The 10,814-nt window shown below is 70.3% G+C and carries 12 protein-coding genes; 3 read left to right on the forward strand and 9 right to left on the reverse strand.

All coding sequences use genetic code 11. From position 1 onward, the window contains the following. Nucleotides 1–43: 43 nt before the first annotated feature. From ABVF28_RS11895 to ABVF28_RS11920, 6 genes are all read right to left on the reverse strand, one after another. Nucleotides 44–1,075, reverse strand: coding sequence for a DUF3445 domain-containing protein (locus tag ABVF28_RS11895; protein ID WP_371030615.1), 1,032 nt, complete (start codon nucleotides 1,073–1,075; stop codon nucleotides 44–46). Further along, a complete protein-coding gene (locus ABVF28_RS11900) occupies nucleotides 1,072–2,097 on the reverse strand; it encodes a PDR/VanB family oxidoreductase (protein ID WP_179556924.1) in 1,026 nt (341 codons plus the stop codon). Before ABVF28_RS11900 ends, ABVF28_RS11895 begins: the two co-directional genes overlap by 4 nt. Continuing rightward, complete coding sequence (locus ABVF28_RS11905; RefSeq protein WP_371030616.1) at nucleotides 2,094–2,810, reverse strand: dimethylamine monooxygenase subunit DmmA family protein; 717 nt, start codon at nucleotides 2,808–2,810, stop codon at nucleotides 2,094–2,096. The genes ABVF28_RS11900 and ABVF28_RS11905 overlap by 4 nt, the downstream gene beginning before the upstream one ends. 11 nt (nucleotides 2,811–2,821) lie before the next feature. Continuing rightward, a complete protein-coding gene (locus ABVF28_RS11910; protein WP_218854962.1) occupies nucleotides 2,822–3,223 on the reverse strand; it encodes an ethanolamine utilization protein in 402 nt (133 codons plus the stop codon). An 87-nt stretch (nucleotides 3,224–3,310) separates the two neighbouring features. Next, a complete protein-coding gene (locus ABVF28_RS11915; RefSeq protein WP_371030617.1) occupies nucleotides 3,311–3,682 on the reverse strand; it encodes a biopolymer transporter Tol in 372 nt (123 codons plus the stop codon). A gap of 50 nt (nucleotides 3,683–3,732) precedes the next feature. Continuing rightward, on the reverse strand, nucleotides 3,733–4,365 hold the full coding sequence (locus ABVF28_RS11920) for a hypothetical protein (protein WP_371030618.1): 633 nt from the start codon (nucleotides 4,363–4,365) through the stop codon (nucleotides 3,733–3,735). Nucleotides 4,366–4,437: 72 nt separating this feature from the next. Here ABVF28_RS11920 and ABVF28_RS11925 point away from each other — a divergent pair, with 72 nt between their 5' ends. Together ABVF28_RS11925 and aqpZ are read left to right on the forward strand one after the other, a co-directional pair. Then, entirely contained in the window at nucleotides 4,438–5,718 is a 1,281-nt protein-coding gene (locus ABVF28_RS11925) for a M24 family metallopeptidase (protein ID WP_371030619.1), read from the forward strand. Between the two features lie 259 nt (nucleotides 5,719–5,977). Then, a complete protein-coding gene (gene aqpZ / locus ABVF28_RS11930; protein ID WP_371030620.1) occupies nucleotides 5,978–6,742 on the forward strand; it encodes an aquaporin Z in 765 nt (254 codons plus the stop codon). 123 nt (nucleotides 6,743–6,865) lie between these two features. On the opposite strand, the gene ABVF28_RS11935 is transcribed toward aqpZ, so the two are convergent. The 3 genes from ABVF28_RS11935 to ABVF28_RS11945 all read right to left on the reverse strand — a co-directional run bounded on the left by ABVF28_RS11935 (nucleotide 6,866) and on the right by ABVF28_RS11945 (nucleotide 9,727). Next, a complete protein-coding gene (locus ABVF28_RS11935) occupies nucleotides 6,866–8,188 on the reverse strand; it encodes a glucose-6-phosphate dehydrogenase (protein WP_371030621.1) in 1,323 nt (440 codons plus the stop codon). Nucleotides 8,189–8,270: 82 nt separating this feature from the next. After that, a complete protein-coding gene (locus ABVF28_RS11940) occupies nucleotides 8,271–8,987 on the reverse strand; it encodes a DUF4166 domain-containing protein (protein ID WP_371030622.1) in 717 nt (238 codons plus the stop codon). Continuing rightward, nucleotides 8,987–9,727 carry a TetR/AcrR family transcriptional regulator gene (locus tag ABVF28_RS11945; RefSeq protein ID WP_371030623.1) on the reverse strand — a complete coding sequence of 247 codons (741 nt, stop codon included), beginning with the start codon at nucleotides 9,725–9,727 and terminating at the stop codon, nucleotides 8,987–8,989. Before ABVF28_RS11945 ends, ABVF28_RS11940 begins: the two co-directional genes overlap by 1 nt. A 26-nt stretch (nucleotides 9,728–9,753) precedes the next feature. On the opposite strand from ABVF28_RS11945, the gene ABVF28_RS11950 reads away from it, so the two are divergent. Continuing rightward, nucleotides 9,754–10,770, forward strand: a complete 1,017-nt coding sequence (locus ABVF28_RS11950) for an epimerase (RefSeq protein WP_371030624.1) — start codon at nucleotides 9,754–9,756, stop codon at nucleotides 10,768–10,770. Nucleotides 10,771–10,814 lie beyond the last annotated feature (44 nt).

Raw genomic sequence — 10,814 nt, forward strand, 5'->3', positions numbered from 1 at the left:
CACAGGAACGGGAGCGCCCCGACCCGCGGCGAGAGCACCAGCATCACGCCGCCCCCGCCGCGCTCCCCTCGCAGACTCCCCCGAACTCGCGCAGCCACCTGATGCCCACCTCGCGGGTGCGCGTCACGCCCTTGTACTCGGCCATGTCGGCTGGCAGCTCCTCGAGCACCTCCACCGTTCTCGCCGCCCACTCTGGCACGGTCGCCAGGGCCGCGAACGGCAGCAGGTAGCTGCGGATCAGGAACATGATGGCGTTCGACTCGGGGAGGCGGATGAGGTGCTGCACCTCGGTCCGCAGGTGCAGCCTGTCGCCGACCGCGACGAGCGGGCCGTCCACGAGCGAGGTCCGGTCCGGACCCCACTGCGGGTACGTCTCCGTCGACGTGTCGAGCTTGCCGTCGACGGTCAGCGTCCAGTTCGTGCGCCGGTAGTTCTGCCCGGGCTCGAGCCGCATGATGAAGGCCTGCGCCCGTGGGATTACCCCTTCGTCGTGGACACGCGGCACCGGTCCGTGGATCTCGAGGAACGACATCCCGACATCGAACCCGAACGACCAGTCCGCGGCGAACGTCACGAGGCCGGCGTCGGCCCACAGCTCGCCGTCACGCTGGTCGAGGAGCACGACGTCCTCCTGCAGCTGCTGGCCGATGAACCCGAGGGGCCCTTCGGGCATCGACGAGGTCTCGCCGACCGCGAAGCACCGGTCGATGCCGAGGAGAGCGTTGTGCCAGTGCCAGCCGCCGCCCTCCCTGGTGAGGCTCATGTGCTGCGGGTACGCATCGGCGAGCTGCTCCATGAGCACGAACATCGCATCCCACGCGGCTGGCACCATGTGCGGCAGGCACTGCAGACGTGACGGGTCGGCGCTCAGGATGCGTGCCCGCTCGGCGAGCTCATCGCCATAGCAGTGGTCGATGTCGACCGGATGCTCGCCCCAGGAGCCGGCCGCCGTCGGCCGCGGCACAGAGGCCGGCTCCACGTTGGTGCTGTAGCGGTAGGTCTCTTTCGGGAAGGGGAACGGGAAGCCGGCGACGGCGACGGAATGGTCGGCCTTGCCGGTGGCGGATGCGGTCACAGTTCGATCTCCAGGATCTCGCCTCTCGGGCGGGAGACGCACGGCATGAGGCAGTCGCCGCGGTCCTTCTCCTCATCGGTGAGGAAGCTGTCGCGGTGGTCGATCCCCGCGGGGCCGCGCGCGTCAGCGCACTGGGAGCCGGACGGCGCGCGGACGGCGACGCGGCACTCGCCGCACACGCCTTGCCGGCACAGGTTCGGCACTGGCACGTTCTCGGCGAGCAGCGCATCGAGCAAGGTGACGCCGGACTCGACTCGGATCGTCCGGCCGAGGCCCAGGAGCCGCGCCTCGAATGGCTCGCCCGGGTCGAGGGCGGGCGGGGTGAACGCCTCTGCGTGGAGGCGCGCCTCGGGCCAGCCGGCCGCGCGAGCGGCTGCCTGCACCGCGTCGATCATGGCGACCGGACCGCAGACGTAGAGGTGCGCGCCGAGTGGCTGGTCGAGCAGGGCCGCCGCGAGGTGCGTGTGCAAGGCGGCGCGGCTCGCGCAGGCGGTCAGGCGGCCCCCGCTCAGGCGCTCCAGTTCATCCCGGTGCGCTCCCCCGCCCTCCCCGTACGCGTACACCACGTCGAAGGAACGCCCCCACTCGGCTGCGGCCCTGGCGTGCGAGAGGATCGGGGTGACCCCGATGCCGCCCGCGATCAGCAGGTGGTGGCGTGCCGCGAGCACAGGCGGGAACGCGCTGGATGGGACGCTCACCGTCACCTCGTCGCCGACGCTGAGGCCGTGCATCCATTTCGAGCCGCCCCGGCCCGCGTCGTCGAGGCGCACCGAGATCGCGTAGTGGTCTGGGCGCCGCCCACTGCCGGTCAGCGAGTACGAGTTTCGGCCGCCGTCGCCGAGCTGCACCGCGATGCTGCTGCCCGGCGCGAAGGATGGAAGGGAACGGCCCCGCGGGTCGCGAAGCGTGAACGAGCGGACGCCCCTGCTCAGCTCCGCGATGCCGGAGACGACGAGGTGAAGCGCGGCGCCGGCAGCAGGACGGCGGGTCGTCGCAGCGTCGGCTGCGGGAGCGCCGGTCACGCGAGCACCGGTTCGCTCTGGCTGCGCTCTGGCGCGATGTTCCTGGTCCGGATACCGGCATCCAGGTCTGGTTCAGCCAGCTCGGCGTCGGCGAAGTACCCGAGGTAGGCACCCTGGCGGCGCGAGAAGTGGGGGTAGACCGTGAGGTGGAGGCCGCATCCCGAGCACGGCACGCTTCCGCCTGTCGGCGCACTCGTCTTCGCCTGGCAGTGCCCGCAGTGCACGAGGACCTCGGCGACGCCTGGCCCCGGGGCCGTGAGCGCGAACTCGATCTCCTCGTCGAGCACCCCAGCGTCGTGCAGGATGGCCCGCAGCGCGCCGAGCGCGAGCTCGTCGCCGACGACTCGGAACCGCCACCCCGTGCGCGCGGCCCGGAGCGCCTCGAGGATCCGGGCTCGCGACGCGGCCGAGGTCGCGTCCTCGAGCTCGACCGGCACCGTGCCACCGGACGTCGACCGCGCCGTCTCGGCGGGCCGGGAGCCGCTGGAAGCCGTGTCGCCTGGCCCTGACTCGTTGGGAGCACCGCGTTCGGGCACCCCGCCATCTGGCGCTGCGCCGACCACGAACGTCATGGTGCGCGCTGGGCAGACCGCGTCGCACCCGGAGTCGGTCGCCTGCTGGTTCCCCGCTTCGAGCAGCTGCCGCCATCGAGCTGAACTGGTGGCGGTTGCGCTCACGCCCGGCCCGACCTCGGCCGGTTGCATGGTGGACATCGCCATGATCGTCAGGGAGCGACGGAGCGGTGGCCGACGTAGAACGCGAGCGCCGAATCCTCGGTGCTGAAGAGGATGCGCGACCCCTTCGGGAAGAAGATCGCGTCCTTCGGGCCGGCATACGACACCTGTCCGGTGTCGACGTTCTCGAGCCGGAACGTGCCGGAGATGACGACCTTCATCTCGTCGTAGTCGTAGAAGTAGTCGAGCGGGGCGTCGCTGTGGGTCAGGGCGAAGTAGCCGGCCGACATGGCGGAGTCGTCCGGGTTCGAGTAGACGTCGGCGATGTAGCCCTCAGTGCCCGGGTACTGCTCGAGCGGCATCCTGGGCAGCTGTGACCAGAAGTCCGGGGTCACGCGGAACGGTGGAACGGCGGTGGCCACGGCATCGGTGCTCATGAATTCTGTGCTCATGAACCAAGTATCGAGTGAACGGAGTTTCCTGGGTGTAAACACTGGTGGTCGATCATGTGCCCGAGCGACCCGCCGCGATCGGCAGCGTCAGACGCTCTCCGGGGTCGTCCGGTCGAGCTCGTCGAGCTCAGCGAGCGCCTCCCGGGCCCGCTCGAGTCGAGCCGCCTCCGGTTCCTCCCACCAGCGCGGACCGCGCTCGCCCAGCCCGTGCTTCGCGAGCCCGACGCGCTTGCGCGACGCCGCCACCGCGGAGTCGTCGCCCCGACGCTTCGCAGCACCCACGCCCGATCGCCCGCGGCCGAGATGCGACTTCAGCCGTTCGACGACGTCGGTGGGGAGACTCGGATCGGTGCGCCGCCAGCGCCGGCCCTTGACGACGAGCCAGCGCTCCTCGTCGGTTGCCGAATCCAACTCAACATCGGCGTGACGTTCCGGCTCGCCAGCGCGCTTGATGGCCATACACCGACACTACGCGGGTACGGCCATCAAGCGAGGTCGCCGACTACCGATCAGCTCGTGACACCAACAGCACCGTCGACGCGGCGCAGGATGCCGAGCGGGTTCGCCTCCTTGAGACCATCGGGAAGCAGAGAATCGGGGAACCCCTGGTAGGCAACCGGCCGGAGGAACCGGAACACTGCAGCCGCCCCGACCGACGTGGTCGCGGGCGCCGTTGTCGCCGGGTACGGGCCACCGTGCTGCTGTGCGTAGGTCACGGACACGCCCGTCGACCACTGGTTCCAGAGAACGCGGCCGGCTTTCTCCTGTGCGAGCCGCACGAGCTCGCGCACACCCTCGACCGCCGCATCCGCCTCCTCACCGAAGACACTGACCGTGAGCTGTCCGGCGAATTCGCGGAGGATGCGCACTCGGTCGGCCTCGTCGCTGTACGTGACAACAATGGCGGCCGGACCGAAGTGCTCCTCAGTCAGCTCCGCAGCATGCTCGAGGAAGGTGACGGTGTCGGTGCTGTACAGCGAAAGCCCGCGAGCACCCGCCGGGGCCCCGCCGGCGTGCGCGAGCGTCGCCAGGCTGGGGTTGGCGTGCAGCCACTCGAGAGACCGCTCGAACCCAGACTCGATGCGAGAGTTCAGAAGCTCATGCGTCTCGAGCTGCTGGGCCCCCTGGAGCTCGGCCAGCAACGGGCTACCCGCGGGCACCACCAGGACGCCCGGCTTGGTGCACAGCTGGCCCGAGCTGCCGGCGAGGTCGCCGTGACCGTCACACCATCGAAGGCACGGGCCGTCACCGTCTACGAAGTCGACCAGGACCTCGTGAAGGCCCGGTTCGCGCAGTGGCGCACGCAGGGCGTCGCGGTCGCCACCAGACTCATCGCCGACGTGCCCCACCTCGCAGGACTCGAGGCGGACTTGGGGGACGACGCCGACGGCCGATTCGACGGGCTCACCAGCCTCGGTGAGGAGCTCGGAGTCACCGCAGCGCTCCTCTCCTCCCCACCCAACTTCAGCGAAGCCACCGGCACCCGCGCTCAGTCCAGCGAGATCGCGCTCTGGCTCGCCGAAGGCAATCGTGTCCTGGTGATCGCGGAAGCCGCCAACCGCGGAGTCGCGGGCACCCCCCTCGGCAGCTTCGACTCGGCGGCCGACGCCATCCACCACTTCGCTGGCGACGCGCACCTGGCCTTTGAGGAGCAGTGGGAGACGACGGCGCTTGCGCTGGCGCTCACGGAACGAGGGATCACGCTCATCTCGGCGTCTCGCCCCCTCGGATCCTGGCGCGATGTGCGCGACCACGAAGACCTCGCCTTCCACGTTATCGCCGCCCGCGCGAGCGTCACGGCAATCGAGGCAGCCGTCGCCTGGGCTCACGAGCAGCTCGACGCAGGAATCGACACCAACGAGCGCGAGATGTATGGCGTGTACCTGGGCGCTCTGGACACCTTCCGACGCGACAACGGCATCCCCTTCGCCATCGAGCCGTACTTCACGAACCTGCACTCCTCGAGCCGGATGCTCTTCCCTGGGCCTCCCGTCGACTTCCCGCTCAACTCAGAGACGAAGTGCATCCAGCTCGACGCCGGGGTCAAGGTCACGATCGACGAAGTGACCGTCGCCACGACCGACATGGCTCGCTCCGTGCTGCGCAGCGAAGAGGGCAAGGAGGCGTACGAGATTCTCACGAAGGCGGTCCGTGAGGGCATCATCGCGACCTTGCGGCCAGGGGTCATCTGCGAGGACGTCCACGCCAGCACGCTCGACTACCTCGAGCCGGTCCTGCCGCGCATGATCGAGATCGGGCTGCTCGGCCCCGAGGTCGATTTCAACACGGAGTACCGGAAGCGCAACGTCGGCCACCTCATGGGCAAGCAGGAGTCGTTTGCCAACGAGCTCCGCCCCGGCTACACGCACGAGCTCGCTGTTGGCTCGTACGGCGCCGCCGAGATCCCGTGGCGCTACGGAGAGCACGCGATCGGCACCGAGGACCTCTGGTTCATCGGCAGCGAGCGCACCTACAACCTCACGTTGGCTGACTAGATCCTCGCCAGTCCGCTTCGCCGGGCCCTCTTGTCTCATGGCAACGGGGCCCGGCGAACGTCGTCTTAGGCCGAGTCGGCACCGACGCGCCCACCGCCCCCCGAGCGACCAACCGGTGGGTTTTATCCCACACTTCAGAGTCGATTCAGGGGGAACGATCCCCCAGGCGAGCCCTGGGTCGTGGGACGAGCACCCTCGTTCCCGAGATCACCGCGCGGTGAGAATCCTCATTCCACCCGCCCACCTCCTAGGAGCATCCATGACCACCGATGTTGCAATCGCCGACGTCGCCATCGAACGCGACCCCTCGACGACCAGCCGCCTCGCCGCCGAGTTCTTCGGCACCTTCCTGCTCGTCTTCGGCGTCATCAGCGCCGCGATCTTCGCCGCCGCCAACGGCGTCGCCGAGACCGGAATCGGCTGGGTCGGCGTCTCGCTCGCCGTCGGCATCACCGTGATCGCAGGCGCCTACGCGGTCGGCCACATCTCGGGCGGCCACTTCAACCCGGCCGTCACCGTCGGTGCCGCTGCCGCCGGCCGCTTCGCGTGGAAGGACGTGCCCCTGTACGTCGTCGCACAGATCCTCGGCGGCATCCTCGCCACGACCATCGTCGTCCTCATCGCCTCAAACGGCCCGGACGGCTTCCTCGCCGCGGCGCAGGCGGGCGGCTTCGCGTCGAACGGCTACGGTGAGGCGTCGCCAGGCGGGTTCGGCCTCGTCGCCGTCATCGTGACCGAGATCGTCGCGACGGCGCTCTTCCTCTACGTCATCCTCGGTGTCACCGACCGTCGCGCGCCCAGCGGCTTCGCTCCCCTCGCGATCGGCCTCGCGCTGACGCTCTTCCACCTCATGACGATCCCCGTGTCCAACGCGTCGCTCAACCCGGCCCGCTCCATCGCGACGGCCGTGTTCGGCGGCTCCGAGCCGCTCGCGCAGCTGTGGGTGTTCATCCTCGCCCCCGTCGTGGGCGCCCTCATCGCTGGCTTCACCTACAAGCCGCTCTTCGAGGGGCTTCGCAGGTAGGGCCCTCCATTCCGACCACCGCTCGCCTCGAGCGAGACCGCCGCGGGGCGGCACCAGTTCCTGCTGGTGCCGCCCCGCTGTGGTCCGCTCGCGCTGCCAGCATCAGGCGTCAGGCGTCAGGCGTCAGGCGTCAGCGCCGACGGTGCCGGCCGCGTACTCGGGCAGCTCTCCTGCGTCGCTTTCCCATGCTTCGAGCACGGGCGTCACGATGCGCCACAGCTCCTCGGCGACGTCGCCGCGCACCGAGAGCAGCGTGTTCCCGGTCAGCAGGCCCGCGATGACGCGCGCGTACGGATCGGCGCTGCTGTCGCCCGCAGGGGCGCGGAGCGGGATGCGCGTGGGCGCCGACCCGTCGCCAGGGGTCAGGACGATCTCTTGCCGCGCCTCACCGATGGCCTTCGCGGAGCGCAGCACGAACGGCACGCCGCGCCACCTGGGGGTGTCGACCTGCAGTGTGATCTCGGCGAGCGTCTCCGTCCCGCGGTCGGCATCCACGTCGTCCTCGTCGACGTACGCCCCGAGCGGCTTCCCGTCGACCTCCCCGGCCGCGTAGCGGGCGCGGCGGGCGGACACTGGATGCTCGTCCCACAGGCGCACGGCCCGCAGGACCTCCGCGAGGGCGTCGTCGAGCCCACCGGGCTCCTCGTCCGGCTGCTCCATGGCCGTCAGCGCGAGCATGAGCATGAGGTGGCTCTGCAGCATGTCCCGCAGCGCGCCGGTCTCGTCGTAGAAGGCGCCTCGCCCCTCGATGCCGAGGCCTTCCTCGAAGATGATCTCGACGCGGCCGGGCGACTCCGCGTCCCGAGTGTCCTCCGTGTCCTCCGTCTTCGACCCAGCGTCGGCAACCGGCACGCCGCTCGCCTCGATGCGGTCCCGCGACCGAATGAGCTCCACCGCTGCCGGGGTCCCGAGGAAGTGATCGATGCGCCACAGGCGTTCCTCCGGCACGACGGTGGCGAGTGCCTCGTTGAGCGCCCGCGCGCTTTCCTCACTCTCGCCGAACGGCTTCTCGATCCCGATCCTGAGGTCGTCGGGGAGATCGAGTCCGGCGAGGGCCGCCGCGACCTTCTCGCCCATGACCGGCGGCAGCGCGACGTAGAGCAGCGGCGAGCTCGGGCACGCTTCGAGCAGCTCCCGCAGCTCGTCGGCGGAGGACGCGTCGGTCGGCACGAAGTCCGAGCGGGACACGAGCGCGTCGATCGTGTCCTCCGAGACGCCTGTGCCCTCGAGGCTCTGCCGGACGACGTCACGCCACTCGTCGCGCGACTGCGGGGTGCGGGCGGCGCCGATGATGTGCAGCTCGAGGCCCGGGCTCGCGTCGGCGACCCTCGCGATCCCCGGAAGGAGGAGGCGCTCCGTCAGGTCGCCACCCGCGCCGAGGATCGCGATCGTCCGCCTGACCTTGCCGCCGGTGGCGACCTCTGGAATCTCGGTGCTCGTCTGCATGTGACCTCCGGGTGCTGGCTTCCTCGGCTGGGCTGTTCCGGCGCGAGACTACGCGCTCGTGCCCGAGAATCCGCCGGTCATGTCAGGGCTCGCTGACGGTCACGACGTCGTACGCGAATTCGCCGACGTAGCGGAACACGTCGCCGATGATCGGCGACCGCAGGCGCACGTCAACGCATTGGCGACCGTCGCCGTCAGGATGCGCCCGCTCGTCGAGCGTCATGGTGACGACGCGAGGCAGTGGCACGCGAAGGACCGCGACTGCGCCCGGGACCCGCATCCGGAGCCACAGGCGCGTCGAGCGCATCCGCACACCGCCCTCGTGCACTCGGACCTCGAGCTCGACCTCGAGGCCCCGTCGGCGACCGAGCCGGTCGACGAGCCGCGGCCTCCCGCCCGGCACTGGGATGGCCCTCATCGTGTCCTCCATGACGCGCGTGACGAGCGGGAACGCGAACTCACGCCTGGCGGAGAGGGCACCATCGTCCTCCGGTCGGTTGCGGATCGTGAAGGGAACGCTGCGCCCGCGCTCCGGGAACAGGACGTGCCGCCAGGCGAGCCAGGCGAACACCGGCCGCAGCACCGAGTGGCGGGGGCCCGCCCACGAGTAGACCCCACGACCCCGGCCCTCGTGCCCGGCGGGTATGAGGCCGAAGTAGCGGCGGAGCTGCGGGTGGAGGAGTTCGATCTGCGACCCGAGGACCTGCTCGTAGACCGACTGCAGCGGCTGGGTGCAGCGCTCGTCGACCGCGCTGCGTCCGGACGAGGCCGCTCCGGGTCCGAACACGGAGCGCGCCATCAGGCGCGCACCTCCCCCGCGAGCGCGAGCAGCTCCCGCAGCGGCGCCCGAACGACGGGGATGCGCGTGAGCGGCAGCGTCATGCGCAGCAGGTTGAGGGCGCGGTCGAGGATGCGGTGCGTGCGCTCCCGCCCCGGCGATGAGTCGTAGACCCAGAGGAGCGCCAGCAGCAGGTGGCTCAGCACCAGAACCTGCGGGAGGCCGGTCTTGAACTCGTCGGACAGCGGGGACTTCGCGTCGTCGACGGCACGCTCGAAGAGGCCGCGGATCACCGCGAGCGCGGGCGCGGACTCCTCGGAGAGCGGGTTGATGGGCGACCTCGGCGACACTGCGGCGGCGAGGAACTCCGGCGCGTGCGGGTGGTAGGGCTCGAGCTGCTCCAGGCCGGTGCGGTAGACGATGGCGAGGCGCTCGGTGAGCTCGCGGACGCCCTCCAGCTGCGGGATCGCGGCGTCTGCGTGCGATTCCTGCACGTCCAGGTACAGCTCCTGCACGAGGTGGTTCTTGGTCGCGAAGTGGTAGTTGGTGGTGCCGACTGACACCCCGGCCTCTTCTGCGATGCGACGGATCGTCGTCGCGTCGTAGCCGCGCTCGCGGAAGGAGCGGAGAGCGACGCCGCGGATGAGCGCCCGGGTGCGCTCCCTCTTGGTGGACGGCACCGCTGATCCTCGCTCTTCTCGGGGTGCCTCGTCGACGGAACCGCCCGAGTCGCCGCTGCCACCGGATTCAAAACTGAACATGTTCAGAAAGTACTACACTCGGCGTCATGGAACAGCACAACCACGCCAGTCACGGGGCAGAGCGCCCCGACGCGCTCCGGGTCGTCATCGCGGGAGCGAGCGGATTCGTCGGCCGAGCGCTGGAGGACGACTTCGAGAGCCGCGGCTGGGAGGTCGTCCGCATCGGCAGGCGCGAGGCCGTGCGCTGGGGCGACGCAGACGCCATCCAGCGCGCCGTCGACGGTGCCGAGGTGCTCATCAACCTCGCCGGCAAGTCCGTCAACTGCCGCTACAACGACGCGAACCGCGCCGAGATCCTGCGCTCGCGCGTGGAGACGACGGCCGAGCTGCGGGCCGCGGTCGCAGCAGTGCCGAACCCGCCGCGGGTGTGGTTCAACGCCTCCACTGCCACCATCTACCGTCATGCGACCGACCGGCCGAACACGGAGTCCGAGGGCGAGCTCGGGCAGGGCTTCTCCGTCGACGTCGCCCGCAACTGGGAACGTGCCTTCTTCGAGGGCACCCTCCCGAAGACGCGTCGCGTCGCACTGCGCATGGCCATCGTGCTCGGCGACGGACCCGCCGCGAGCACCCTCTTCACCCTGGCCCGCCTGGGCCTCGGCGGCCCGAACATCGACGGCTGGGCCCCGAACCACCGGCGCTATCGCGGCATCGGTCCCGCACCGAGCGGTGACGGGCGTGCCCCGCAGTACCGGACGCGGGGTCGGCAGAAGTTCAGCTGGGTGCACGTCGACGACGTCATCGGCGCCGTCAGGTTCCTCATCGACCGCGACGACCTCGACGGTGTCATCAACGTGAGCAGCCCCAACCCGAGCGACAACCGAACGCTCATGGCGAGCATCCGCCGCGTCGTGCGCGCCCCGCTCGGGCTGCCATCCTGGCGGTGGATGCTCGAGCCCGCGATGGCCGTGCTGCGCACCGAGCCCGAGCTCATCCTGAAGAGCAGGTGGGTGACACCGCAGCGGCTCACGAATGCCGGCTACCACTTCGTGCACCCGGAACTCAACCCCGCGCTGCGCCAGGTCGCGCGGGAGCTAAGATAACTCGCCCCCACCCACCTCGGCAGGTTCGGAGACCTCTCCCCTCG

The sequence above is a fragment of the Pseudoclavibacter sp. JSM 162008 genome, from assembly GCF_041366455.1.
Classification (GTDB): Bacteria; Actinomycetota; Actinomycetes; order Actinomycetales; family Microbacteriaceae; genus Pseudoclavibacter.

Coding starts and splice junctions, on each gene's coding strand:
- ABVF28_RS11905 (WP_371030616.1), bottom strand. CDS start 2,810: ATGTCCACCATGCAACCGGCCGAGGTCGGGCCGGGCGTGAGCGCAACC.
- ABVF28_RS11910 (WP_218854962.1), bottom strand. CDS start 3,223: ATGAGCACAGAATTCATGAGCACCGATGCCGTGGCCACCGCCGTTCCA.
- ABVF28_RS11915 (WP_371030617.1), bottom strand. CDS start 3,682: ATGGCCATCAAGCGCGCTGGCGAGCCGGAACGTCACGCCGATGTTGAG.
- aqpZ (WP_371030620.1), top strand. CDS start 5,978: ATGACCACCGATGTTGCAATCGCCGACGTCGCCATCGAACGCGACCCC.
- ABVF28_RS11935 (WP_371030621.1), bottom strand. CDS start 8,188: ATGCAGACGAGCACCGAGATTCCAGAGGTCGCCACCGGCGGCAAGGTC.
- ABVF28_RS11940 (WP_371030622.1), bottom strand. CDS start 8,987: ATGGCGCGCTCCGTGTTCGGACCCGGAGCGGCCTCGTCCGGACGCAGC.
- ABVF28_RS11945 (WP_371030623.1), bottom strand. CDS start 9,727: ATGTTCAGTTTTGAATCCGGTGGCAGCGGCGACTCGGGCGGTTCCGTC.
- ABVF28_RS11950 (WP_371030624.1), top strand. CDS start 9,754: ATGGAACAGCACAACCACGCCAGTCACGGGGCAGAGCGCCCCGACGCG.